Genomic DNA, 25,170 nt, shown 5'->3' on the forward strand with positions numbered 1-25,170 from the left:
GGTCAGGCCCCTTCGGCGCCTTGGCGCAGCCAGTCCGGCGTGCGCCGCTCGGAACGCGGGTAGCGGCGCAGCTCTTCGGCGAACGCCTCGGCCGGCGGCCGCTGCCGGAAGTCCGGCTCCTCGTTCGCGGTGAACTGCGCCTTGACCGACTCGGGGAAGCTCATTTCGTACTTCAGGCTCACCCAGGTGCCCCGGCCGTCGGACAGCGAAGCCGCGCGGTGGCGCCGGAGCAGGTCGATCACCTGCTCCGGTGGGGTCCACGGGTAGACCGTGCCGGTGATCGAGTGGACGACCGCGCCGGACTCCTCGTGGTCGCCGACCGCCCGGTACTGCAGCTGGACGTAGTCCCAGCCCGCGGGCAGGGTGAACTTCAGGTAGTCGGCGACGTTCTTCAGCAGCGCGTTGGGCTCGTCGGGGGTTCGCTTCCCGCCGGTTTCGCCCTTGACGCCCTCGCGGTACCAGGCGGGCGTCCACTCCTCGTCGCGGAAGAAGGCTTCGAAGTCCTCGTCCCAGACGGCGGCGTCGAGCGGCGGGTCCCACAGCGGATCGAGGTCGAAATTGTAGGAGACGCGGTAATCGCCGTCGGGCTCGATGACCAGCCGCAGCGACAGCCAGGTACCGCGATCGCGCATGTACTTCTTGTTCCGCAGCTCGAACAGCAGCGGGCTCACGTCGGGCGGCGGTTCCATGCGCGCCGCGGCGCCGTCCGGCATGACGACGGCCAGCGAGATCTCCTCGGCCGCGGTGGTCAGCCGGACGGTCATGTCGATCCGCCGCCAGCCTTCGGGAGCGGCGTCCATCAGCCAGCCGCCGATCCAGCGGACCACCTGGTCCTCGTCCGCCTCCCGGAGCTCAGGTCCGGGTGGGGGGTACCACGGGGGCTGGGTTCGCGACATTCGGGAAGCTCCTGTAGTTGTAAGTGCGGGTGCCGTCGGGGTGGATTCTCTCGGACATCACGTGCAGCCGGTCGGGAGTCTCCCCGGTCGACGGCGCGTCGGCGTAAACGCGCACCGGGCCGTGGTCCCCGCCGTGGCGTTCGAACGTCTGGCGGTCGATCTCCATCCGCCGCCAGTTGTCCGGGTCCGCGCTCACGCTGTGGTTCTGGTAGTAGTCCTGCGGCACCATGCCCAGCCGTCCCTGCAGGCCGCCCGAGCGGTGGTCGGCGGTGTGGCCGCCGCGGTTCACCGTGCTGGTGGCGTCGTCGGCTTGGCCGATCTTGCCGACCCGGTCCTGTACGTCGGTGTTGACGCGCTTGGTCGCCGGGCTGGTGTAGTCGGGCTCCCACGAGACGGCGGCGTTCCCGTGCTCGTCGGCGTGGTAGTGCATGTCGCCGATCTCGTACTTGGCGCCGCGCACCGGGACGCCTTCGGAGCGGCCCGCGTGCTGGTCGTGCATCGTGTGCTTGTCACCCGTCTCCGGGTTGATCATGCCGCGCTCGTTGTCGTGCCACGTCTTGATGTGCGTGAACTCCGGCGGGTTGTCGCCACTGGTGTAGAAGGTGCCGTGCCACTGGTCGGTGCCGTCGGGTGCCTTCGAGTAGATCTCGTACCGGCTGTTCGGCTTGAGGTCTTCCGGGGGTGTGGCGCCGAAGGGGCCGTCGCCGTTGTGGCTCGGGTCGTACCCGGTGATCCGGCGTTCGACGGGGGGCGGGGTCATCGGCGGGTCGAAGTGGTCGATGTCCAGCTCGGGACGGCCGTCCGCGTCGGTGTGGAACTCGAAGTGCCCTTCGCCGGTGTTGACCCGGTAGTCGACGTCGCCGTGCAGGTGGGTCACGTCCGGGTTGCCGACCTCGACGCTGCTGTTCCCGACGCGGGTGTTCGGCACGTCGGCGTCGACGTGCGTGATCCGCGGCGGCTCGTCCCCGTTCGTGTAGACGCGCGTGAACCGCCCGTCCGGGTCCGTGACCTCGTAGCGCGTGTTCGGTTCGAGGTGCCGGGGGTTCGCCGGGTCGTGGAACCGCTCGTGCCGCCCGAGCGTGACGTCCTCATGGCGCTTGAACTCGGGTTCCTGCCAGCCTTCGTCGAGGTCGTGCATGTCCGGGTGGTCCTTGCCCCGGGCGAGCGCGCTGTCGGCGTCGACGTCGTGCGCGTCGCCGTGGTGGCTGTCCGGGGCGAAGCCGTCGTCGCCGGCGCGGTGGGTCGAACCGTCCGGGTGGTGGGTGTTCCACTCGCCGTCCGGCGGGATGCGCGGGCGCATGCGGCCGTCGGGCCCGATCTCGTAGTCGGAGGAGAAGACGCGGCCGTGCGAGTCGGTCCACGCCGGCTTCGTCGGGGCCATGACCTCGGTGTCGAGCTCGCGCGAAAGCCGGTGCGCGAAGTCGTTCGAGCTCGCGTCGCAGCCGATCAGGCGGACCGGGCGGCCGTCGTAGTCGCCGTTGCGGCGCAGGATGTCCGCGAACTCCTCCGGCGTGTACAGCCGGTCGCCGATGCGGGCGTGGCCGTCCGGCGTGACGTGCACGTCGACGGTGTAGCGGCCGTCCGGGTCGGGCTGCACGCGGTGCGGCAGGTCGCCCATGTCGGGGTCGCCGGCGTGGTACGAGCTGCCCGACGGCGTGCTTTCCGAGTGCCGCGCGTTGACCTCGTCCGGGGTCAGCGGCTCGTCGTGGTGGGGCGGGCCGCCGGCGTCCGGGCCGTTTTCGTGAGGAGCGTTCTCGTGCGGGCGGTGGGCGCCGCCGTCGGGAGTGTGCGGCCGGTTGTCGGGGGCGTGCGTGCCGGGGGCGTAGCCGCGGGCGGCCGGAGCGGGGGCGTCCGGCGTGCGCGGACGGGCCGCGGGCAGGTCGCCGCCGGTGCGGGGAGCGCGGGGCGCGTCGACGTGCGGGGCGTGCGCGCCCGGGCTGCCCGGAGTGCCGGTCCAGCCGGGGCCGCCGCCGGTGCGCGGGCCGCCGCCGCCACCGGGTGCGCCACCACCCGGTGCCCCGCCGGGCGGCATCCCGCCGCCGCCCATCATCGGCGCGCCACCCTGCGGCGGCACGCCGGACGCGGCGCCGTCCCCGCCCCGCGGCGACGGGACCGTGCCCGGGTCGCCGGTTCGCGGAGCGGTGGGCGCGGTGCCGCTGGCGGAGGTGGTGCCGTCGGCGCGGGGCGGTGCGGCGGCGCTGCTCGGGGTGTCGGTGCCGGCGTGCGAGCCGGGCGCGTCGGACCGCGCGGCGGGCGAGGAGCCGGAGTGCGGGGGGGACGGGCTGTTGTCGCCCCCGCGCGAGGGAGAGCTGTCTCCGGCGTGCGAAGGCGTGTTGTCGCCTGCGTGGGAGGGCGTGCCGTCGCTGCCGCGGGTGGGCGACGGGCTGCTGTCTCCTGCGTGGGACGGGGTGCTGTCGGCGCCGCGCGTCGGCGAGGGGCTGCTGTCCCCAGCGTGCGAAGGCGTGCTGTCGGCGCCGCGGGTGGGTGACGGAGAGCTGTCCCTGGTGTGCGAGGGAGTGTTGTCGCCTGCACGGGTGGGCGAGGGGCTGCTGTCGCCTGCGTGCGACGGCGTGCTGTCGGCGCCGCGGGTGGGTGACGGACTGCTGTCACCCGCGTGCGAGGGCGTGCTGTCGCTGCCACGGGTCGGCGATGGGCTCGAATCGCTTGCGTGGGAAGGAGATCGCGTCGGCGAAGGGCTGCCGTCGCCCGCGTGCGACGGGCTCGAGTCCCCGGTGTGGGAAGGCGAGCTTTCACCCGAGCGCACCGCGGAGGGGCTGCTGTCCGGCGAGCCGTCACCACTGTGCGCCGACGGGGCATCGTCTCCGGCGTGCGATGGTGAGCCGTCCGAACGGGTTCCGTCACCGCTCGAACTCCGGCGGGAGGCCGCGTCCGGCGACGAGCCGGTGTTCATCGGGTCGGAGCTCGGCGAGTCGCCGTCCGGCGAACCGTCCCCGTCGCCGGAGTGCGAGCTTTCGCCGTCACCACCGGAAGAACCGTCGCCGTGGGCGCGCGTGTGGACGCCGCCCTCGCCCTTGGGGACCTTGTGGACGAAGCCGCCTTCTTTTACCTTCAACCCATCCAGGCCGCTGACCTTGCCCAGCACCTTGCCGAAGACCTTGGCGATCTTCTCGAAGAGGTCGACCAGCTTCGACAGCAGCGGCGACACCTTGCGGATCGTGTCGGTGAGCTTCTTGAGCAGCTCCCCGATCTTCTTGCCCCACTTGGCGATCGCGGCCGACGCCTGCGCCACCACGACCGGCGTGCCGAAGCCGAGGGAGAAGACCTCCTCCATCACCCAGGCGATCAGCTTGCCGACCAGGTCCGCGATCAGCTGCCGCACGGTCTCGCGCACGAACGAGACGACCTGGCCCATGATCATCGTGACCGTGCTGATCGCGCCGGCCACCGTCGCCGCACCGGAAAGGGCGTCGCTGTGCTCGGCGGCGAACTTGCGGTACGCGTCGGCGCCCTGGCCGGTCCAGCCGGCCGTGCCGTTCTTGACCGCGTTGTCGAAGTCGGTCTTGCGTTCGCCCAACGCCTTCGAGACGTTGCCCCAGGTGTCGGCGTAGGACTGGATCACCGGCGGGTTGCCCGCGACGGAGTCGAGCATGTCCTTCAGCGGCTGGATGTGTTCCATCAGGAACGACGCCACCGACGACATCAGGTAGCCGAACGGGTCGATCGCGGCGCCCGCGATCTCGCCGGCCAGGCTGAGCCCGCCCAGCCCGCCGGAAACCCAGTCGCCGTCCTTGATGCCGTTGAACGCGTCCATCGACGACTCGGCGATGCCGATGCCGCCGGCCCAGCCGTAGTCACCGTTGCCGGCGGTGAACGCGCCGGGCCCGTCCGGGTCCTGCTTGGCGTCGGCGACGAGCGGGTTGCCCTCGGGCATCACGCACCGCCCGCGGACTTGTTCAGGTCGTCGGCCACCCCGGCCTCGTACTTGTGGTAGGCCGCCGCGGCTTCGCGGACCTTGCCGGAGACGGCGGTCATCGCCTGCACGGCGTCCTTGAGCGCGTCGATCCCGTACTGCTCGACCGGGTCGAGCATCATCCGGAACGGCTGGCAGAGGATGCCGTACGCGTCGGTCGGCATGCTGACCTGGTTCGCCGCGTCGACGGCCTGCTGCAGCCCGTCACCGATGGCGTCGAGCTGGTGGGCGTGCGCCGTCAGGTCGGTGCTGAGTTCCACATCCGTCATCGGTTCCCCCTCAGGAAAGAATCGGTCCGCCGAAGTCGTCGTCATCGTCGTCGGCCGGCCGCCGGCGCCGCGGTGGCTGTTGCTGCTGCGGCGGTGCGGGCGGCGGAGTGCGCGGCGGCGGCTGCTCGTCGTTGTCCTCCGGCAGGAACCGGCGGACGCGGTCGGGCTCCGGGAACGCGGGCTCGGACTCCGGTGGCGGTTCCGGGAAGGTGCTCTGCGCCTCGCGGACGATCTCCGCCGCGGCCTGGTCGCCGGTGCCGGTGGTCTCGGTCATGGCCTGCTGCAGCAGTTCCGGGATCCGGGCCTGCGCGCGCTGCACCAGCTGCATCACCTGTGCCGACACCTCGGCCATCCGCTTGCCGGCCGCCGTCTCGGCGATGACGAGGTTCTTCAGCAGGCCGCGCGAATCGACGGTCACCTGGACCGTGCCGTCCTTCGACCGCTCGGTGACCGACTGACCCTGCATGCGATCGGCCAGCGCCTGGTACCGGGCGGCATTCTCCTCGAGCCGCTTGGTCCAGTTGTCGATCATCGCGTCGCTGGCGTCGATGCTGTCCGGCATCCCGGCCCCTTCTCTCTGCTTCCCCACACTGACGGATCCGAGCCGCCCGCGGTTCCGTGCGTCCCGAAAACGCGCCAAAGGCCACCATAGGGGACCCGCAGGTCCGCCATGGTGGCCTTCGCCGTTTCGTGGAACTACAGGTTGCCTCGGCGCTCCTGCTCACGCTCGATCGCCTCGAACAGGGCCTTGAAGTTGCCCTTGCCGAAGCCGAGCGAGCCGTGGCGCTCGATCAGCTCGTAGAAGACGGTCGGGCGGTCGCCGATCGGCTTCGTGAAGATCTGCAGCAGGTAGCCGTCCTCGTCGCGGTCGACCAGGATGCTGTGCTCCTTGAGCGTCTCGATCGACACGCGGACGTTGCCGATGCGGGCGCGCAGTTCGGGGTCGTCGTAGTAGGAGTCCGGCGTGTCGAGGAACTCGACGCCGGCGGCGCGCATCGCGGTGACCGTGGCGATGATGTCGTTGGTGGCCAGCGCGATGTGCTGGCAGCCGGCGCCGCCGTAGAACTCGAGGTACTCGTCGATCTGCGACTTCTTCTTCGCCACGGCGGGCTCGTTCAGCGGGAACTTGACCCGGTGGTTGCCGTTCGAGACGACCTTGCTCATCAGCGCCGAGTACTCGGTCGCGATGTCGTCGCCGACGAACTCCGCCATGTTCACGAAGCCCATGACGCGGTGGTACCAGTCGACCCAGTAGTCCATCTTGCCGAGCTCGACGTTGCCGACGCAGTGGTCGACGGCCTGGAACAGCCGCTTCGGCGCGCCTTCCGGCCGCTTGATCGTGCTCTCGCGCGGCTCGTAGCCGGGCAGGTAGACCCCGGTGTAGCGCGACCGGTCGACCAGCGAGTGGCGGGTTTCGCCGTAGGTCGCGATGGCGGCCATGCGGACGGTGCCGTGCTCGTCGGAGACGTCGTGCGGCTCCTCGAGGATGGTCGCGCCCTGCGCGCGGGCGTGCTCGACGCACTTGTCGACGTCGGTGGTCTCGAGCGCCAGGTCGATGACGCCGTCGCCGTGCTTGCGGTGGTGGTCCAGCAGCGGCGAGTCCGGCCGCACGCCGCCGGTGATGACGAACCGGGCCGAGCCGGACTTGAGGACGTACGACTTGCGCTCGAAGTCGCCGGTCTCGGGGCCCGAGTACGCGACGAGCTGCATCCCGAACGCGATCTGGTAGTACCAGGCGGTCTGGGTGGCGTTGCCGGCGATGAACACCACCGCGTCCATGGCCTTGACCGGGAACGGGTCGGTCGAGGCGTCGTGGTCGACGAGCCCGACGAGCTGACGCAGCTGGTCATAGCTGACGTCGTCGAGCGCGCCCTGAGGTTCGGCAGTCTGGGTCATACCTCGAAGGATCATCCTGTACGGCAAAATGCGCAATAGACTCAGATTTTGCTAAACAATATGCTCGGTGACTGCCGGACATCGGCTGTCATCGTGGACAACTTGTGCAGGGAAGAGGGCAATGTCGGAGAACCTCGACGCACTGGACGCGCGGCTCCTGTTGCTGCTGACGGACTCCCCGCGGCTGGGGGTGCTGGAGAGCGCGCGCCGGCTGGGGGTGGCGCGCGGGACGGTCCAGGCGCGGCTGGACCGCCTGACCGAACGCGGCATCCTCGGCGGCTTCCCGCCGGAGCTCGACCTGGCGGCGATGGGCTACGGCCTGACGGCGTTCGCGGTGCTGGAGATCGCCCAGGGCCGCCGCGCGGAGGTGGCGGAAGCGCTTTCGGCGATCGACGAGGTGTGCGAGGTCCACGCGACGACCGGCGTGGGCGACCTGTTCGTCCGCATGGTGGCGCGGGGCAACGACGACCTGCAGCGGGTGATCGACGAGGTGGTGGGGGTCCCGGACGTGCTGCGGACGTCGACGTCGATCGCCTTGTCGACCCCGGTGCCGCCGCGGGTCCGTCCGCTGCTGGAGCGCACCGCGCGGGGCTAGGACCGAGCTTTCCCTAGGAAAGTGCGCTTTTGTACTCTCGGCGCGAAAGTGGGTTCGCCGCGTTCGGTGGCAGGCCCCGGCGAAGTCGGTGCCGACCCCGCGCCGGCTCGTGGCCGGTGCAGTGAATGACTCATTCCTGGCGCCAGGCGCCAGGAATGAGTCATTCACTGCGTCAAGTTCGGGTTTGTGCGACTGGCCTGGCTCAGGCTTCGTCGATGACCTGGGCCAGGTAGCGCTTCGCCGAGCGCTGGACCACCTCGAAGCCGTCGGTGCGCACGATCGCGTCCCACCAAGCTCCGTAGATCGCCTCGAAGCGGTACCCCGCCAGCAGCTCGGCCGCCCGGCGCACGATGTGCGGGCGCTCGGGAACCAGGTTCGGGTAGCTGTACATGAAGCCCACGTGCGTCCGGTCGGGGATCACCTGCACGATGTCGCCGGACAGCAGCGCGCCGCGGCCCTCCTCGCCGTCCGGCCAGTGCAGGACCGTGCCGCCGGTGAAGTGCACGCCGAGGTTGATCAGGCGCAGGTCGTCCGCGACGTCCAGGGTCGTGCCGGACCACAGCTTGATCGCCGGGTCGGGCCGGCCGATCCACTGCTGGTCGCCTTCGTGCAGGTAGATCGGCACGTCGAACGCGTGCGCCCACTCCACCATCGTCGTGTAGTAGTGCGGGTGGCTGATCGCGATGCCGGTGATCCCGCCCAGGTCGCGAACCTGCTGGACGAGCGTGTCGTCGAGGTAGGCGGCGCAGTCCCAGAGGAAGTTGCCGGACCGCGCCCGCACCAGCAGCGCGCGTTCGCCGATCGCGAAGCCCGGGTTCGAGCCGACGCCGATGATGCCCGGGCCCTGCTCTTCGATCCGCGGCGCGTACGTGCCGCTCTCACGCAGCGAAGCGAGGTTCGTCCACTGCTGCCCGGACTGCGGGACGTATTGGCGTTCGTCCTCGCAGACCGGGCAGTCGTCGCGGGCCACGGCGTACTGCATGCCGCAGGCCAGGCAAATAGGTTCGGTGCTCACGACAATGTCCTCCCAGAATGTGCATCCTGGGAGGACACGCTAGCCGTGACTACTTGGTGTCGGCGTAGGGAACCGCCTTCACGAGGGTGACCTTCTGCAGCTTGCCGTTGGGCAGCTCGTACTCGCGCGACTCGCCCTCCTTGGCGCCGAGCAGGGCCTTGCCCAGCGGCGACTCCGGGGAGTACACGTCGAGCTCGCCCTCAGCACCCTCTTCGCGGGTGGCGAGCAGGAACTTCTCGTCCTCGTCGTCGCCCTCGTAGCGGACGGTGAGGACCTTGCCGGGGCCGGCGGTGCCGTCGTTCGCGGGTGCTTCGCCGACCTTGGCCGAGCGCAGCAGCTCCTGCAGGTGCCGGATGCGCGCCTCGGCCTGGCCCTGTTCCTCACGGGCGGCGTGGTAGCCGCCGTTCTCCTTGAGGTCGCCCTCTTCGCGGCTGTCGTTGATGCGCGCGGCGATGACCGGACGATTCTCGATCATTTCGTCGAGCTCGTGCTTGAGCCGGTCGTAGGCATCCTGGGTCAGCCAGGTCACCTTGGTGTCGCTCACGGTCACCATCTCCTCGTCGGGCCTGCCAGGCTTGCGTGTTCAAGCCGGCCCACACGGGCCTAGGTGCCCGCGTGGCTGAGATAAAGGAAAAACACGGCCCGTCGTGGGCCGTGCTGAGGGGTCAGGCTATCACGGCGCGACAGGTCGACGCCCGTTAATTCCACGCGCCGTGGGCGTTGGGCGCGCGGTTCACCCCGTTGGCCGCTATGGGGTTGACAGGTAGTCTGGTATGTCGTACGAGCAGCCGTACACGTCGGCCGTCACCGGTTCCCCGATGCTCTTGATCGTCGTGGTCATCCTGCTGTACTTCGCGCCGGCGGGGATCAGGAGCTCTTTGCGGCCGCTCTCGGCGCCGGTCTTGTCGCGGACCCGGACGATGCAGACGCCCGGCCGGTTGTCGTCGTCCCGCGTCACGTTGATGGTGATTTGCATCGCGTTGCCCGGTTCGCCGCTGAAGGCGACGCGCTCGGCGTCGATCGGCGTGGACCCGAGGTTGACGTACGCGACCCACGCGATCACGCCGCTGACCAGCAGGGCGATGGCCAGGAAGAGCCACCGGCGCCAGCGCCGGGGCGCCTTCGCCCGCGCGGTGCCATACCGGCCTTCGGGCAGCACGGGCGCTGCCGTTTCCGCCGGTCCGCCTGCCAACGCGGGGCCTCCTGCCCGTTCTTGTCGTACCCGTGGGGACAATGGTGGGGCGGGTACGGCATCGAGTATCCGCCCGCTGGGTGGGCGGCCCGCAGGTGGGTCGCGGAATACGGGTAGAGAAGGAGTCGTTCGCAGCATGGTGGACCAGCTGACGAAGACCGCCAAGCCGCGCCTGCGGATGATGGCCGTGCACGCGCATCCGGACGACGAGTCGAGCAAGGGCGCCGCCACGATGGCGCGCTACGCCGCCGAAGGCCACGAGGTGCTGGTCGTCACGTGCACCGGTGGCGAGGCGGGCAGCATCCTCAACCCGGCCATGGACCGGCCCGAGGTGCTGGCGAACATGAGCGAGATCCGCCGCGAGGAGATGGCCCGCGCGGCCAAGATCCTCGGGGTGAGCCAGCGCTGGCTGGGCTTCGTCGACTCCGGCCTGCCGGAGGGCGACCCGCTGCCGCCGGTGCCCGAGGGCTCGTTCGCGGTGGTGCCGCTCGAGGAGTCGACCGAGGCCCTGGTGCGCGTGATCCGGGAGTTCCGCCCGCACGTCATCACGACGTACGACGAGAACGGCGGCTACCCGCACCCCGACCACATCCGCACGCACGAGGTGTCGATGGCGGCGTGGGACGCGGCGCCGGACCCGAGCCGCTTCCCCGACGCGGGGGAACCGTGGCAGCCGCTGAAGCTGTACTACATGCACGGCTTCTCGAAGGCCCGGATGATGGCCTTCGACGAGGCGCTGAAGGAGGCCGGGCTCGAGTCGCCGTACACCGAGTGGCTGGCGAAGTGGGACCCCGACCGCGCCGATGTGATGGAGCGGGTGACGACCCGCGTCGAGTGCGGTGAATACTTCGAGGTGCGGGACGAGGCGCTGAAGGCGCACGCCACGCAGATCGACCCGAACAGCCGCTGGTTCTTCGTCCCGTTGGAGATCCAGCGCCAGACTTGGCCGACCGAGGAGTACGAGCTGGTCAAGTCGCAGGTCGACAGCACGTTGCCGGAGGACGACCTGTTCGCCGGCATCGGCATCGAGGAGAAGGTGAACACATGAGTCTGACGCTGCCGGCCGGCGTGGCGCTTCCGGTGACCGCGTCGGCCCTGGTCTTGACGCAGCAGCCGGGTGACGGCGACAACGGCGGGCAGGGGGAGGACTTCGGCAAGTCCTCTCCGGTCGGCTTCCTGGTGCTGATCCTGTTCCTCATCGCGGTGGCGTTCCTGGTCCGCTCGATGACGAAGCACCTGAAGCGCGTCCCGGCCAGCTTCGACGACCCGCCCGCGGAGGAGACCGCCGCGGAGCAGCCCGAGGCGAAGGCCGACGAGCCGGCGGCGGCCGAGAAGCCCGCTTCGGCGGACTCCCCGGCCACCAAAGCCGACAGCTAGCTCACAGCGCAACCACGGCCGGCGCCCCAAGGCGGCCTTGGTTGCGTCAGACGCACCGAAGGCGGCCTTGGGTGCGTCTGACGCACCGAAGGCCACATTGGGGCGCTGCTCAGAGCCGCGGGTCCACCGGGTCCGACTCCAGGGCGAGCACCGCGAACACGCACTCGTGCACCCGCCACAGCGGCTCGCCCCGCGCGACGCGCTCCAGGGCCTCCAGCCCCAGCGCGTATTCGCGCAGCGCCAGCATGCGCTTCCGGTTCAGCCCGCGCTTGCGCAGCCGCTCGAGGTTCTCCGGCAGCGTGTAGTCCGGCCCGTAGATGATCCGCAGGTATTCGCGCCCGCGGACCTTCAGCCCCGGCTGGACCAGCCCGCGCGTGCCCAGGGTCAGGTTCGCCGCCGGCTTGACGACCATGCCCTCACCGCCCGACGCCGTCAGCTCCTCCCACCACGCGACCCCCTGGGCCACCGACGCGGCGTCCAGCACGTCCACCGCGAGGGTCCGCGTCCGCTGGAAGCGCGGGCCCGCGAGACGGTCCAGCACCGACAGGTGCCACGAGTGCGGCCGGTCGTGGTAGGTCGCTCCCTCCGACGCCAGCAGCTGGAACGGCGCCAGCCGCACGCCTTCCAGCCCCGACGTCGGCCAGCAGTAACGCCGGTACGCGTCGCGATAGGACTCCACTGTGGACGAGCGGGAAGACGTGCGTGCCAACAGGTCCGAGACGTCGATGCCCCGCGCGGACGCCGTCGTCAACGCCGAAACCGCCGCCGGCAGCACGGCCTCGGCGGCCGCCCCCACCGAGGCGTACTGGGAAGAGATGAGCGAGCCCGCCTTCGCGCTCCACGGCAGCAGCTCGGTGTCGAGCAGCAGCCAGTCCGACTTCAGCTCGTCGAACAGCCCGGCCGCCGCAGTGCGCACGTCGGTCAGAAGCGCATCGTTCTGCGAAGCCGGGAAGAACGGCCGCCCGGTGCGCGTGTACACCGCGCCGCCACCCTCGATGCCGAACCGTGAGACGCCGCTGTCCCGGCACACGAGCACCACGGCCCGCGAGCCCATGTGCTTCTCCTCGCACAGCACCGACTCCACACCCGCCGCGCGGTACTCGGCGAACGCCTCCTCGGGACGCTCCAGGTAGTCGGAGTGCGACGACGTCGAGCACGGCGCCATCGTCGGCGGCAGGTAGGCCAGCCACCGCGGGTCGACCGCGAACCGGCTCATCACCTCCAGCGCCGCCGCCGACTGCTCCGCCGAGACGCCGACGCGGCCGTGGTGCGCGGTCTGCACGATCCGCTTCCCGGTGACGTCGGCCAGCTCCAGCACCGCCGGCTCGCGCCCGCCCAGCGGCCGCGACGCGTCGAGCGGCCGCGCAGGCTCGTACCAGACGCGGTGCGCCCGCACGGAGACGACTTCCCGCTCCGGGTAGCGCAGCGCGGTCAGCTTCCCGCCGAACACGCACCCCGTGTCGAGGCACATCGTGTTGTTGACCCACTCCGGTTCGAGCGTCGGCGTGTGCCCGTAGAGGACCATCGCCGACCCGCGGTAGTCGCGGGCCCACGGCAGCCGCACGGGCAGGCCGTACTCGTCGGTCTCGCCGGTCGTGTCGCCGTAGAGCGCCATGCTCCGGACCCGTCCGGACGCGCGCCCGTGGTACCGCTCGGGCAGCCCGGCGTGCGCGACGACGAGGTTGCCGCCGTCGAGGACGTAGTGCGCGATCAGCCCGTCGCAGAACTCGTGCGCCTGCCGGCGGAACTCCTCCGTCTCGGCGTCGAGCTGCGCCAGCGACTCCGCGAGCCCGTGGGCGGCGTTGACCTTCCGCCCGTGCAGCGCGCGGACCAGCTTCTGCTCGTGGTTGCCGCACACGACCAGCGCGTCGCCAGACGCGGCCATCCCCATCACGCGCCGCAGCACGCCCGGGGTGTCGGGGCCGCGGTCGACGAGGTCGCCGACGAACACCGCGGTCCGCCCGGCCGGGTGGACGCCGTCGACGTACCCCAGCTCGGCCAGCAGCTCCTCGAGCTCGGCCGCGCAGCCGTGGGCGTCGCCGATCACGTCGAACGGCCCGGTCAGCTCGCGCTTGTCGTTGCGCAGCGGCTCGAAGACGATCTCCGCCTCGGCCACTTCGGCCTCGCCGCGCAGCACGTGCACGCGCCGGAAACCCTCGCGCTCCAGGGACTTCAGCGACCGCTGGAGCTCGCCGCGCTGCCGCCGGATCACGTGGTCGCCGAAGTCGCGGTCCGGCCGGGAAGCGTTGCGCGCCGCGCAGACCGCGATCGGCAGGTCGAGCACGATCGCCGTCGGCAGCACGTCGTGCTCCTTCGCGAGCTTCACCAGGGCCGCCCGCGAGGCGCGCTGGACGTTCGTCGCGTCGATGACGGTCGTCCGGCCGGCCGCGAGCCGCTTCGCCGCGACGTAGTGCAATGCGTCGAACGCCTCGGCCGACGCCGACTGGTCGTTTTCGTCGTCGGCGACGAGCCCGCGGAAGAAGTCGCTGGAGAGCACCTGCGTCGGCGCGAAGTGCGTGCGCGCGAACGTCGACTTGCCGGAGCCGGAAGCGCCGACGAGCACGACGAGCGACATGTCGGGAACGGTCAGCTTCACGCGGTCACCTCCTCGTGGGTGGTGAAGACCGCCAGCTGGGTCGGCGGTCCCGATTCCTGGTCCTCCGGTCCGATCGGCACGTACCGGACGTCGTAGCCGCGCCGGGTCGCGACGCCGTCCGCCCAGGCGCGGAACTCGGCTCGCGTCCATTCGAACCGGTGATCGGCGTGCCGGAAATGCCCCATCGGCAGGAACTCGAACAGCCGGTTGTACTCCGCGTTGGGCGTCGTGACGAGCACCGTCCGCGGCGCCGCGACCCCGAACACGGCGTGTTCCAGGGCCGGGAGCCGCTCCACGTCGACGTGTTCGACGACCTCCATCAGCACGGCGGCGTCGTACCCGGCCAGCGCCGGGTCGGCGTAGGTGAGCGCGGACTGCCGCAGCGTGACGCGGGAGCCGCCCTTCAGCCGCTTCTCGGCGATGTCCAGGGCGCTCGCGGAGACGTCGACGCCGACGATCTCGGTGAACGACCGGTCCTGCTCGAGCACGCGCAGCAGCGCGCCGGTCCCGCAGCCGAGGTCGAGCACGCGCCGCGCGCCCGCGGCCCGCAACGCGGCGAGCACGCTGCCGTGGCGCTGCGACGCGAGGCTCTCCGGGTGGTCCGGCACTTCGGTCACCAGCGCCCCGGCTTCCGCCGGGACGTCGTCGGCCTCGGCCAGCCGCGAAAGCGCGTAGTGCACGACCGGGCGGCGCCGCTCCAGGTAGCGGGTGGTGATCAGCGTCCGCTCGGGGTGCCCGGCGAGCCAGCCTTCGCCGGCGCGCAGCAGCTTGTCGGCCTCGTCCTGCCCGACCCAGTAGTGCTTGCCGCCGTCCAGTGCGGGCAGCAGGACGTAGAGGTGGCGCAGCGCGTCGGCGACGCGGTGCGTGCCGGTGAGCGTCAAGTCGACATAGCGGCTCTCGCCCCACTGCGGGAATTCCGGATCGAGCGGGATCGGCGCGGTCGCGACGCGCCAGCCCAGCGGCTCGAACAATTTGCGCACCACTTCGGCGCCGCCCCGCGCAGACAGCGACGGCACCCGGATCTCCAGTTCGAAAAGCTCGTCGACGAGTTCCGGACGCGCGGCGCAGCGGCCCGCGAGCGCCGTCGTGAACGCGCCCCGCAGCGCGACCGCGAGGTACGAGCCACCGGCGTACGGCCGGTCGTTGACGTACTGCGTCAGCGAAGTCCCGCCCCCGCGCACGAGCGCGATCGGGTCGATTTCGACGAACAAGGCGACGGTGCAGCGATCTTCCGACGCCTCCGGGTAGAAAACGTGCGCCGAACCGGCCGACAACGCGACCGACTGCGCTTTCTCCGGGTGCTTGTGCAGGAGAAAACCCAAGTCGGTAGCGGGGTTCCGGGTCGTCGAGATCGTGAGGAGCACGTGCCCAGTGTGGACGATGACCGTCTCCGGCGCGTCCCGTTTTTGGCAGAAACGGACAGTTGACGATTCTTCGGACGTCGGGCAAGCTGGCGTCAGCACTGGGGGAGAGGCCGGGGGGCCAAGTTGACGTTTCTCGAAGAAGTCGCTGCGCTGCTTGAGGAACTGGGGCTGGGGAACTACGAATCCACCGGAACCGGCGGGGACATCTTCCTGCTCGCCATGCCCGCCACCCCGGACGCCGCCCTCGTCCTGAGCCGGCTTCCCGGCGCCGAGTCCGACGCGCGGCTTCCCTACGACGAACCCGTGGTCCAGATCCGCGTGCGCGGCGTCGCGAAGAACGCCGTCGCGGCCGAGGCGAAGGCCCAGGCCGTCTACGACGCCGTGCACGGACTGGGAAACCGGCGGCTGCCCGGGAACACCTGGCTCGTCTCCAGCGTCGGCACGCAGGCCGGCCCGGTCTACGTCGGACGCGACGCGGGCGACCGCGACGAATGGTCGGTCGCGCTGCGGATGGAGCTGCACCGGCCCGTCGGCAACCGAGCCTGAACCTCGCTTTTCCGCATCGCACAAGCAGTATCGAAAAGGGGAGCGTCGATGCCCACTGTCAAGATCAACGCCCGGGACATCATCATCCAGGTCGCCGAGACGAACGGCACCACCTGGACGCCGATCGGGGGTCTCAACTCCGCCGTGCCGAACGCCGGCGAGAACGAAGAAGTCGTCGACACCACGACGTTCGACTCGGCGGGCAACTACGAGCAGGAGGTCATCCAGCGCGGCGCGACGCTCGCCCTGGAAGGGTTCCTGTTGAAGGACCCCGCGAACGGCGCGCAGGACCCGGGGCAGGCGCGCGTCGAGGCGCTGGCCACGCAGGTCGGGTTCGCCAGCGTCGGCAAGATCCGCTTCCGGCACCCGGTGGACACGCAGTGGAAGGTCTGGAACGCGACCTTCAGCCTCGGCGAGCACGGCGGTGGCAACAACGACAAGTACGCCTGGGTCGCCACGGTCACCCGGTCCGGCCCGTCGGCCACCGCGGCCGTCAGCGCGAGTGTCGCGGAGGACGGCGAATGACCGAGCCGACCGGCGTCCCGGACGCCCAGCTCACCGTCGACTACGACTTCGACGAGGCCTGGCGCGAGCGCAAGGCGGCCCGCGTGGCGCCGCGCATCCGCATCCTCGGCAAGGTCTACACGCTGCCGCATTCCTTGCCCGCCAAGCTGATCCTGTTCGCGGTGTCCGCGAAGAAGAACGGCCGGGCGGCCGCGGACGAGGTCAGCGCCGAAGAGGCGTTCGACATGCTTTCCGCGTTGCTGGGCGAGCAGAACCTGGTCGACATCCTCAACCGCGGCCTGGAGATCGACGACCTGCCCGACGTGCTCGGCACCTGCCAGCAGCTCTACCAGAACCGGCAGCAGAACCCGGGAAACGGTCAGGCCCCCGCGCCGAGCGTGACGGGGGCGACGGCGAACACGCCATCCGCCTGATCCTGCGCCACTGGCGGCTGCTCTACGCGGACTGGCTGCGCGAGTACGGCCGCGACCTGATGGCCGACCTCGACGACGGCCTGTCCTGGTGGGAGTTCGCCGCGCTGGTTTCCGGGCTGTCCCCGGAGAGCGTGTGGCGCCAGGTGACCAAGGACGAGCCGGTCGAGGTCGACGGGGAGACGGCCCGCTCGGTGATCGGCAACCTGTAGGGAGGGGGTGTGCGATGGCGTTGACGATCGGTGACTTCACCGCGAACCTGAGCATCAACGACGAGCAGTTCAAGGCCGTGCTCGGCGAAATGCAGAAGAAGTTCGACGAAGCCAAGAACTTGATGCTCAAGAGCGCCGACGACTGGGGCGCGGGCGTATCGCAGCGGCTGAGCGCGGCGCACGGCCCGGTGGTCGGCACCGCGGCGAACATCGGGATCCAGGCCGCGACGGCGCTGGGCGGCGGGCTGCTGTCGATCCTCAGCGGACCCGTGATCGCGTTGCTGGGCCAGGGAATCCAAGCCGGCTTGAACGCGGCGCTCGGCTTCATCTCCCAGAACTTCCAGCCGGCGCTCGCCGCGGTTTCCGGGTTCATCTCCGGCACGGTGGTGCCGGTGTTCCAGGCCCTGGCGAGCTGGATCGAGGCCAACAAGACCCCGATCATGATCGTGGGCGGCGCGCTTCTCACGTTCTTCTTGCCCGCACTCGTCCAAGTCGGGATCCAGGCCGCGATAGCCGCGGCCGGGATGATCGCCTCGTTCGCCACGATGGCCGCTTCGGCGGTGGTCTCGGCGGCCACGACCGTGGCTTCCTGGATCGCCATGTCGACGCAGGCGGCGATCTCCGGCGCGATCTCCCTCGGGACGATGATCCAGCAGGTCTTCCAATGGGGACTGATGGGCTGGGCCGCGCTCGCCACCGCCGCCCAGGTGGTCGGGGCCTGGGTCATGATGGGCGTCGAATCGCTGATCGCCGGGGCCAAGATGGCCGCGGCGTGGCTGCTGGCGATGGGGCCGATCCCGCTCATCATCGCCGCGGTCGTCGCGCTCGTGGCGTTGATCATCGCGAACTGGGACACGATCGTCGCGTGGACGAAGGCCGCGTTCCAGGCCATCTGGGACTTCCTCGTGACGGTGTGGAACGCGATCGTCGCGGCGATCCAGGTCGCGATCAACGGCGTCATCGCCGCGATCGGCTGGCTGGGCCGGCTGCCCGGGATGGTGCTCGGCTGGTTCGGCTCCATCGCCAGCGGCGCCGTCGGGAAGCTCGGCGAGCTGCTGTCGTGGCTCGGCGGCCTGCCCGGGATGATCCTGGGCGCGCTCGGGAACCTGGGGAACCTCCTGGTCGACGTCGGCCGGTCGATCCTCGAGGGACTCTGGAACGGCATCAAGAACGCGGCCACGTGGATCAAGGACAAGATCATCGGGCTGATCAAGGACATCATCCCCGGCCCGATCAAGTCGATCCTCGGCATCAACTCCCCGTCGAAGGTGGCCGCCGAGCTCGGCCGCTGGGTGCCGCTGGGGCTCGCGCAGGGCATCGAGCAGACCAGCGGCGCGGTCGCGCGGGCCTCCACCCAGCTGGCCGGCCTGGTGGCGAGCCGGCTCGGGGACCTCGCGACCGTCCAGCCGCGGGCACTGGCCTTCGCCGGCGCCGGGTTCGCCGCGGACGCGCCGCGGCCGGACCGGGCCGTGGTGCACATCGAGAACTTCTACGCCACACCCAGCCAGACCCCGGCCGACATCGCGGGCGATCTGGACTGGATGTCCCGAGGGGGTGGCTGAGTGAGCGCGGGGGACCTGATCACCGCCGACGGCCAGCTGGAGTGGCGGGGTACGCTGCTCGGCTCGGGCAGCCCGTTCCGGATGAGCAAGCTCGAAGGCTGGCTCGACCTGCCGGAGATGCGCGCCGACAACCCCGACCGGCCCGGCCGCCACGGCGGGTTCCAGGGCAACCAGCTGGCCGGTCAGCGCACGGTCACGTTGTCCTACCTGGTCAAGGGCGTGCCGGCGGCCGAGTTCGGCGCGGTCGTCACGACCCTCCGGACGATCACCGCACCGGCGGAGCGCCCGCTGGAGGAGCCGCTCGTCGTGCGGCTCGACGGCGAGAGCTGGCTGGCGAACGCCCGGTGCGTCCGGCGGACCATCAACGTCGAGAAGTACTACGCGCTCGGCTACACCACCGGCGCGATCCAGTGGCAGGCCACGGATCCGCGGCTGTACTCGGTCGCGGAGCAGCGCGACGTCACCGCGCTGCCGTCGCCCCCGGCCGACGGCCTGCCGTTCCCGCTCACCTTCCGGCTGGTGTTCGGCACCGGCAAGCAGGGCGGCCGGCTGCGCGCGGTCAACGCGGGCGGCGCGGCCAGCTGGCCGGTGTGGGAGATCCGCGGCCCGGTCACCGGCCCGGTGATCGCCAACCGGGACACCGGCGAACGGCTGGTGTTCGACGACACCTTCACCGTCGGGGACGAGCAGGTGCTGACCATCGACACCGACGCGCGGACGGTGCTGCTCAACGGGGTCAACCGGAGCGACCGGCTGCTCACCCGCGGCTGGTTCCCGATCCCCGCGAACGGCGCGGTCCAGGTCGACTTCACCGCCGCGTCCTACGACCCGAAGGCGTCGCTCACCGGGCGCTGGCGGCACGCCATCATCTGACTTGAGGGGGAACACCATGGCCGAGCGCAATTCGTGGGCCGTGTCCGACTCGCCGAACGGCGTCATCACCACCGAAGACGCGCGGCTGGCGCTGAGCGCGGCCCTGCAGCCCGGCCCCGGCCCGGTGCTGGCCCGCAACGGCATCCGGCCCGCCACCGGCGATCCCGGCAAGGTGGCCGCGGCGTCGCCGACGCCGGACGGAACGGTGACCGTCCAGCCGTTCCAGATGTTCATGCGCGCGAGCCGCGGGGTCGGCAGCTACGTGCAGACGCTGGACGCGGTCAAGACGCTCGACCTGCTCAAGGACAACCCGGCGCACTCCTCCAACGCGCGGATCGACCTGATCGTCGCGCAGCAGGCGGACAAGTTCTACGGCGACACGTCCAACGCCTTCGTGGTCCGGCAGATCGTCGGCGAACCGTCGTCGACGCCGGCCGAACCCACGCCCGCCGGCGACCACATGCAGCTGGCCAGGGTGCGCGTCCCGGCCGGGACCAAGGCCATCACGCCGGACCTGGTCGAAGACCGGCGGCCCGGCTGGGTGGTCGGGCTCGGCGGAGTCGTGCCTAGCCGCGGGGTCGGCGAGCGCGACGCCGTCCACGCCTACAACGGCACCACCACCTACCGGCAGGACCGGCGCTGGCTGGAGGTCAACGACGGCGAAAAGTGGCGGGTGCCGAGCCTGCCCGTGTGCACGTCGCTGGCCGACATCCGCGCGATGATCACCGACCCGCTGCCCGGCCAGCTCGTGTTCAGCACGCAGGACAACCTGGTCTACCGGTGGAACGGCGCGGACTGGGTCGGCTCGGTCGCCACGGGCGGCGGCGCGGTCGGCACCACCCCGGCGGCCACCCGGCACGAGGCCCGCTACGAGACGCGCGGCAACGTCCAGACCTTCCCCTCCGGGACGGACACGCGCAGCAGGTTCCCCACCACGGTCTACGCGTCCCCGGACATCACGCCCTCGGCGAACAACGACACCTTCACGCTCAACCGGGCCGGCATCTGGAGCATCGATGCCGCCTTCCGGATGATCGCCCCGATGGGCAGCGGCGAGTACCACACCTACATGGCGATCACCGACGGCGCGAACACGGCGATCCGCTACACGAACACGATGTCGCGCTGGTACGCCACCTCGCCCGCCACGATGAGCTGCGCCACGACGAACTTCTTCCCGGCCGGGACCACGGTGAGCGTGATCTTCTGGACCGACAACGCCGGGCGGGTGCACAGCGGTGAGTGGGCCAACATCAACCACGTCTCGCTGACCTGGCTGCGGGCCTGACATGGCCCAGGACCCGGTCCACACCTACCTGATCTCGGACCTGGTGACGAACCGGACCCTGGCCGAGGTGCCGCTCACCGGCGTCAAGTACTCGAAGAAGCTGGGCGCGTCCGGGACGCTGTCCGCGACGCTGAGCCTGGGCGACGCGCGGATCCGCGCGATCGACCCGTACGACCTGAGCACGCCGGGCCGCCGGGTCGTCTACGTGCTGCGCGACAGCCGCCCGGTGTGGGGCGGGCTGGTGTGGACGCGGAAGTTCGACTCCGAGTCCCAGCAGATCTCCCTGGGGTGCGCGGACTTCTGGTCGTACTTCGAGCACCGCAAGGTGCTGCCGGTGCTCCCGGCGGCCGCGTTCACCGACCCGCACTTCGTCGCGAAGCAGAAGGTCGAGTGGAAGAACACCGACCAGAACACGATCGCGCGCAACCTGGTCGAGCTGGCGCAGTCGCACCCCGGCGGGAACATCGGCGTCACCTTCCCCGACCGCGACCTCTCCGGCATCCGGCTCGACCGGACGTACTTCGGCTACCAGAACGCCAGCGTCGGCGACGCGCTGCGCAAGCTCTCCCAGCTCTACGACGGCCCCGACGTGATGTTCGACGTCGGCCCGCCCGACCGCGACGGCCGCCCGACCCGGCTCATGCGGCTCGGCACCCCGAGGCTCGGGCAGCAGGGCTCCGCGCACGTCTGGGAGTACGGCGGGAACCTGCTCGGGTACGGCTGGCCGTCGGACGGCACCCGGATGGCCACCCGGACGTTCGCCTCCGGCGACGGGATCGAGACCGGCATGCTCGTCGCCGTCGCCGAGGACCGCGTCCGGTACCCCGACGGCTGGCCGCTGCTGGAGACCGAGTACGGCTACAGCTCGGTCACCGACCCGGACCAGCTGGCCTCGCACGCGCGGTCGGACCAGGCGGTGAGCAGGCTGCCCGTCGTGCTGCCGACGCTGACCGTCCACGGTGGACTCCCGCCGACCGTCGCCGAGATCGGGCTGGGCGACGATGCGCGGGTGGTCATCAAGGACGACTTCCACGCCGGCGGGCTCGACACGCTGATGCGGATCGTCGCGCTCGACGTCACCGTCGGCGACGACGGGCGCGAGGGCGTGGTGCTCACCATGAACCCCCTGTTGGAGGACGCGGCCTGATGGCACAGATCAACCAGCCGTCGAACCTGATCGACCAGGTCGTGGCGCTGCGCCGGGAGGTCGACGAGCTGCGCAAGCGCGTCGGCATCGGCAACGCGACCATCTCCGGCGGCACGTTCACCGTGCAGGACAACGGCGTGATCCGGATGGTCGACCAGGACGGGCACCTGATCCTCTACTTCGGGCCGGGCACCGACGGCAAGCAGATCATCCGGATCCGCCGCGACGGCGGCTCGGACGTGATGTACACGTACACGACCGACAGCGGGCGGCAGTTCTGGGCGCTGACCGACGGCGGCAGCGACATCGTCGCCTCCGACGACGCCGTGTCCGGCAGCGGCCTGGCGCGGCCGTGGATTCCGGTGTCGTTCGAGAAGGTGCGGTTCGGCGACTGGCCGAAGATCACCAGCGCCTCGTTCGAAACGGTGTGGGAGGCCAACTTCCAGAAGACGCACCCGTTCATCCAGCTGTTCACCGTCGAAGGGTGCGAAGGCGCGACCAACGGCGAGGGCCAGGTCGTCATCACCGACGCCGCCGGGCAGGCGAGCGTCGCCGAGTCGTGGTCGCTGGGGCCCGGCCTCGGCCGCAACCGGCGGGGCCCGTACGCCCTGCCCGGGCGGCCCTACGCCGGCGAGGTGCGGGTCGCGGTGAACTACCGCCGGACGTCCGGCACCGGCAACGTCGTGGGCGTCGCGATGGACGCCACCCAGCGCCAGACGTGAACCCGGACCTACGCTGGGAGGCATGAACCGTCTCGCCGATGCGACCAGCCCGTACCTGCTCCAGCACGCGGACAACCCGGTCGAGTGGTGGCAGTGGGGGGCCGGCGCGCTCGCCGAGGCGCGGCGGCGGAACGTGCCCATCCTGCTCTCGGTGGGCTACGCGGCGTGCCACTGGTGCCACGTCATGGCGCACGAGTCGTTCGAAGACGCCGAGACCGCGGCGGTGATGAACGAGCACTTCGTCAACATCAAGGTCGACCGCGAAGAGCGGCCGGACATCGACGCCGTGTACATGGCCGCCACGCAGGCGATGACCGGGCAGGGCGGCTGGCCGATGACGTGCTTCCTGACCCCGGACGGCGAGCCGTTCCATTGCGGCACCTACTACCCGCCGTCGCCGCGGCCGGGGATGCCGTCGTTCCGGCAGCTCCTGTCGGCGGTCGCCGGGGCGTGGCGGGAGCGGCCGGACGAGCTGCTCGACGGCGCCAAGCAGATCGTCGCGCACATCGCCGAGCAGACCGGCCCGCTGCAGGAGTCCGTCGTGGACGAAGCCGTGCTCGCCGGTGCGGTGGCGAAGCTGCGGCAGGAGGCGGATCCGGTCAACGGCGGGTTCGGCGGCGCGCCGAAGTTCCCGCCGTCGATGGTGCTGGAGTTCCTGCTGCGGCACCACGAGCGGACGGGCTCGGCCGACGCGCTCTCCCTAGTGGAGTCGACCGCCGAGGCGATGGCCCGGGGCGGTCTCTACGACCAGCTCGCCGGTGGCTTCGCGCGGTACTCCGTGGACGCTTCGTGGATCGTGCCCCACTTCGAGAAGATGCTGTACGACAACGCGTTGCTCCTGCGGTTCTACGCCCACCTCTGGCGGCGCACCGGCTCGGCGACGGCGTTGCGCGTCGCTTCCGGGACCGCGGAGTTCCTGTTCGGGTATCTGCGGACGGCCGAAGGTGGCTTCGCGTCTTCACTGGACGCGGACACCGACGGCGTCGAAGGCCTGACGTACGTGTGGACACCGTCGCAGCTGCGTGAGGTCGTCGGTGACGATTCCGCGGCCGCGCTGTTCGGGGTCACCGAGGAGGGGACGTTCGAGGAGGGCGCGTCGACGCTGCGCCTGTTCGGGGACCTGCCGGAACCCCTTCGGGTCAAGTTGCTGGAGGCACGCGCGAAGCGGCCGCAGCCCGGCCGGGACGACAAGGTGATCGCGTCCTGGAACGGTTTGGCGATCACGGCGCTGGCCGAGGCCGGGGTCGCGCTGGATCGTCCACAGTGGATCGAAGGGGCGGTCTCCGCGGCGGAGTTGCTGCTCCGGGTGCACGTCGTCGACGGCCGGTTGCGGCGCAGTTCGCGCGACGGCGTCGTCGGCGAGTCCGCCGGGGTGCTGGAGGACTACGCCTGCGTCGCCGACGGGTTCCTGGCCCTGCACCAGGCGACCGGCTCGCCGGAGTGGCTCACCGAGGCGACCCGGCTGCTCGACCTGGCGTTGACCCACTTCGCGTCCCCGGACGTCCCGGGCGCGTACTTCGACACCGCCGACGACGCCGAGACGCTGGTCCAGCGTCCGGCCGACCCGGGCGACAACGCGAGCCCGGCCGGAGCGTCGGCGCTGGCCGGGGCGTTGCTGACGGCGTCCGCGCTGGCCGGGCACGCCGACTCGGCGCGGTACCGCGAGGCCGCCGAGCAGGCGCTGAGGCGCGCCGGCGTGCTGGCCGGGCGGGTGCCGCGGTTCGCCGGGCACTGGCTGTCGGTGGCGGAGGCGCTGCAGGCCGGCCCGGTGCAGGTCGCGGTGGTGGGCGCGGACCCGGCGTTGCGCCTGGCGGCGGCGCGGGGCGTGCACGGCGGCGGCATCGTCCTGGCCGGCGAGCCGGACGCCCCGGGCGTCCCGCTGCTGGCGGAGCGCCCGTTGGTGGACGGGTCGCCCGCGGCTTACGTCTGCCGCGGGTACGTCTGCGACCGGCCGGTGACGACGGCCGAGGAGCTGGCCGCCCAGCTCTGATCGCCCTGGGTGAACGCGGTGCTCTTCCGCGGGGATTCGGCGTAGCGTCAGCAGCGTTGTAATCATGTAATCGCGGAGGTGGAGTCATGGGACGAGGCTGGAAGGGCAGCCGAGGCTGGCAGCAGGCCGAAGTGCCCCCGGCGGACGACGCGGCGGCCTGGTTCGGCGGGCGGCTGCCCGACGGGTGGTTCACCGGCGCGCCGGAGGTGACGGCCGACCGCGAAGAGATCATCGTGGTGGGCGAGCTGCCCGCGTTGACGGAGGAGTACGCGGACGACGCGGCCCGCGCGGCGGCGGAGGAGGGCCGGATCAGCCGCTACCGCGAGGAGACGCGCGACGAGCGCATCGAGATCGCGCGCCAGGCGGAGCACCGCTACCAGCGCAAGGTGTCGTGGGGCGCGCGCCTGGGCGGGACGACGGCGCTGTTCACGACGCATTCGGCCCCGGTGATGACCCGGCTGCGCCAGCCGGAGCGGCTGGTGCTGGACACGCTGGTGGACGCGGGAGTGGCGCGGTCCCGTTCGGACGCGCTGGCGTGGGCGGTGCGGCTGGTCGGCGAGCACGCGGACAGCTGGCTGGGCGAGCTGCGGGAAGCGATGACCAAGGTCGACGACCTGCGCGCGAAGGGCCCCGACCTCGCCTGAACGCGGCAGGGGGGGGGGGGGGGGGGGAGGGGGGGGGAGGGGAGTTCGCCCCCTCACCCCGCCCCCCCCCACCCCCACCTCCCCCCCCCCCCCGCGCCACACCACTCCCCCCCCCCCCAA

Annotated in this window: 24 protein-coding genes; 14 read left to right on the top strand and 10 right to left on the bottom strand. The window is 71.1% G+C overall.

Annotated elements, in window-relative coordinates:
- Positions 1 to 2 precede the first annotated feature (2 nt).
- The 5 genes from ACZ4TR_RS07610 to hppD all read right to left on the bottom strand — a co-directional run bounded on the left by ACZ4TR_RS07610 (position 3) and on the right by hppD (position 6,992).
- On the bottom strand, positions 3 to 827 hold the full coding sequence (locus tag ACZ4TR_RS07610) for a hypothetical protein (RefSeq protein ID WP_465286211.1): 825 nt from the start codon (positions 825 to 827) through the stop codon (positions 3 to 5).
- Between the two features lie 25 nt (positions 828 to 852).
- Positions 853 to 4,788, bottom strand: coding sequence for a WXG100 family type VII secretion target (locus ACZ4TR_RS07615; protein ID WP_465286212.1), 3,936 nt, complete (start codon positions 4,786 to 4,788; stop codon positions 853 to 855).
- Entirely contained in the window at positions 4,788 to 5,096 is a 309-nt protein-coding gene (locus ACZ4TR_RS07620; protein WP_086679876.1) for a type VII secretion target, read from the bottom strand. Before ACZ4TR_RS07620 ends, ACZ4TR_RS07615 begins: the two co-directional genes overlap by 1 nt.
- 10 nt (positions 5,097 to 5,106) lie before the next feature.
- Positions 5,107 to 5,658 (bottom strand): YbaB/EbfC family nucleoid-associated protein, encoded by a 552-nt coding sequence (locus tag ACZ4TR_RS07625; RefSeq protein WP_465286213.1) that lies wholly within the window; start codon positions 5,656 to 5,658, stop codon positions 5,107 to 5,109.
- A 134-nt stretch (positions 5,659 to 5,792) separates the two neighbouring features.
- On the bottom strand, positions 5,793 to 6,992 hold the full coding sequence (hppD, locus tag ACZ4TR_RS07630; protein ID WP_285476518.1) for a 4-hydroxyphenylpyruvate dioxygenase: 1,200 nt from the start codon (positions 6,990 to 6,992) through the stop codon (positions 5,793 to 5,795).
- Between the two features lie 121 nt (positions 6,993 to 7,113).
- Between hppD and ACZ4TR_RS07635 the strand changes: the two genes are divergently transcribed.
- Positions 7,114 to 7,587: an Lrp/AsnC family transcriptional regulator gene (locus ACZ4TR_RS07635; protein WP_465286214.1), complete on the top strand. Its 474-nt coding sequence runs from the start codon at positions 7,114 to 7,116 to the stop codon at positions 7,585 to 7,587.
- A 202-nt stretch (positions 7,588 to 7,789) separates the two neighbouring features.
- Here ACZ4TR_RS07635 and ACZ4TR_RS07640 read toward each other — a convergent pair whose 3' ends face one another.
- The 3 genes from ACZ4TR_RS07640 to ACZ4TR_RS07650 form a co-directional block, all read right to left on the bottom strand.
- A complete protein-coding gene (locus ACZ4TR_RS07640) occupies positions 7,790 to 8,602 on the bottom strand; it encodes an MBL fold metallo-hydrolase (RefSeq protein WP_465286215.1) in 813 nt (270 codons plus the stop codon).
- A 49-nt stretch (positions 8,603 to 8,651) separates the two neighbouring features.
- The gene (gene greA, locus ACZ4TR_RS07645) at positions 8,652 to 9,155 is read right to left on the bottom strand and encodes a transcription elongation factor GreA (RefSeq protein ID WP_020641255.1); all 504 of its coding nucleotides are present in this window, start codon (positions 9,153 to 9,155) and stop codon (positions 8,652 to 8,654) included.
- Positions 9,156 to 9,350: 195 nt separating this feature from the next.
- Positions 9,351 to 9,794, bottom strand: coding sequence for a DUF4307 domain-containing protein (locus ACZ4TR_RS07650; RefSeq protein ID WP_364523857.1), 444 nt, complete (start codon positions 9,792 to 9,794; stop codon positions 9,351 to 9,353).
- Positions 9,795 to 9,930: 136 nt separating this feature from the next.
- Between ACZ4TR_RS07650 and mca the strand changes: the two genes are divergently transcribed.
- Positions 9,931 to 10,842, top strand: a complete 912-nt coding sequence (mca, locus tag ACZ4TR_RS07655; RefSeq protein WP_364523855.1) for a mycothiol conjugate amidase Mca — start codon at positions 9,931 to 9,933, stop codon at positions 10,840 to 10,842.
- Positions 10,839 to 11,171, top strand: coding sequence for a hypothetical protein (locus tag ACZ4TR_RS07660; RefSeq protein ID WP_364523853.1), 333 nt, complete (start codon positions 10,839 to 10,841; stop codon positions 11,169 to 11,171). The genes mca and ACZ4TR_RS07660 overlap by 4 nt, the downstream gene beginning before the upstream one ends.
- A 109-nt stretch (positions 11,172 to 11,280) precedes the next feature.
- On the opposite strand, the gene ACZ4TR_RS07665 is transcribed toward ACZ4TR_RS07660, so the two are convergent.
- Positions 11,281 to 13,767, bottom strand: a complete 2,487-nt coding sequence (locus ACZ4TR_RS07665; RefSeq protein ID WP_465286216.1) for a polynucleotide kinase-phosphatase — start codon at positions 13,765 to 13,767, stop codon at positions 11,281 to 11,283.
- Entirely contained in the window at positions 13,764 to 15,131 is a 1,368-nt protein-coding gene (locus ACZ4TR_RS07670) for a 3' terminal RNA ribose 2'-O-methyltransferase Hen1 (protein WP_465286217.1), read from the bottom strand. The genes ACZ4TR_RS07665 and ACZ4TR_RS07670 overlap by 4 nt, the downstream gene beginning before the upstream one ends.
- Before the next feature lie 123 nt (positions 15,132 to 15,254).
- On the opposite strand from ACZ4TR_RS07670, the gene ACZ4TR_RS07675 reads away from it, so the two are divergent.
- The 11 genes from ACZ4TR_RS07675 (at position 15,255) to ACZ4TR_RS07725 (ending at position 25,050) form a co-directional block, all read left to right on the top strand.
- A complete protein-coding gene (locus ACZ4TR_RS07675; protein ID WP_364523847.1) occupies positions 15,255 to 15,677 on the top strand; it encodes a minor capsid protein in 423 nt (140 codons plus the stop codon).
- A 48-nt stretch (positions 15,678 to 15,725) separates the two neighbouring features.
- Complete coding sequence (locus tag ACZ4TR_RS07680) at positions 15,726 to 16,202, top strand: phage tail tube protein (protein WP_465286218.1); 477 nt, start codon at positions 15,726 to 15,728, stop codon at positions 16,200 to 16,202.
- Complete coding sequence (locus ACZ4TR_RS07685; RefSeq protein ID WP_364523843.1) at positions 16,199 to 16,615, top strand: hypothetical protein; 417 nt, start codon at positions 16,199 to 16,201, stop codon at positions 16,613 to 16,615. The genes ACZ4TR_RS07680 and ACZ4TR_RS07685 overlap by 4 nt, the downstream gene beginning before the upstream one ends.
- Positions 16,616 to 16,674: 59 nt before the next feature.
- Complete coding sequence (locus tag ACZ4TR_RS07690) at positions 16,675 to 16,824, top strand: hypothetical protein (RefSeq protein WP_284750608.1); 150 nt, start codon at positions 16,675 to 16,677, stop codon at positions 16,822 to 16,824.
- 14 nt (positions 16,825 to 16,838) lie between these two features.
- Positions 16,839 to 18,386, top strand: coding sequence for a phage tail protein (locus ACZ4TR_RS07695; protein WP_465286219.1), 1,548 nt, complete (start codon positions 16,839 to 16,841; stop codon positions 18,384 to 18,386).
- On the top strand, positions 18,387 to 19,259 hold the full coding sequence (locus tag ACZ4TR_RS07700) for a phage distal tail protein (RefSeq protein WP_364523839.1): 873 nt from the start codon (positions 18,387 to 18,389) through the stop codon (positions 19,257 to 19,259).
- A gap of 16 nt (positions 19,260 to 19,275) precedes the next feature.
- Complete coding sequence (locus ACZ4TR_RS07705; protein ID WP_465286220.1) at positions 19,276 to 20,547, top strand: hypothetical protein; 1,272 nt, start codon at positions 19,276 to 19,278, stop codon at positions 20,545 to 20,547.
- Position 20,548: 1 nt separating this feature from the next.
- Positions 20,549 to 21,694 (top strand): hypothetical protein, encoded by a 1,146-nt coding sequence (locus ACZ4TR_RS07710; RefSeq protein WP_465286221.1) that lies wholly within the window; start codon positions 20,549 to 20,551, stop codon positions 21,692 to 21,694.
- Positions 21,694 to 22,416: a hypothetical protein gene (locus tag ACZ4TR_RS07715; protein WP_364523832.1), complete on the top strand. Its 723-nt coding sequence runs from the start codon at positions 21,694 to 21,696 to the stop codon at positions 22,414 to 22,416. The genes ACZ4TR_RS07710 and ACZ4TR_RS07715 overlap by 1 nt, the downstream gene beginning before the upstream one ends.
- A 22-nt stretch (positions 22,417 to 22,438) precedes the next feature.
- Complete coding sequence (locus ACZ4TR_RS07720; RefSeq protein ID WP_465286222.1) at positions 22,439 to 24,406, top strand: thioredoxin domain-containing protein; 1,968 nt, start codon at positions 22,439 to 22,441, stop codon at positions 24,404 to 24,406.
- Positions 24,407 to 24,492: 86 nt separating this feature from the next.
- Entirely contained in the window at positions 24,493 to 25,050 is a 558-nt protein-coding gene (locus tag ACZ4TR_RS07725) for a hypothetical protein (RefSeq protein ID WP_465286223.1), read from the top strand.
- The last annotated feature ends 120 nt before the right edge of the window (positions 25,051 to 25,170 follow it).

This window comes from Amycolatopsis sp. NPDC028719 (genome assembly GCF_055565395.1).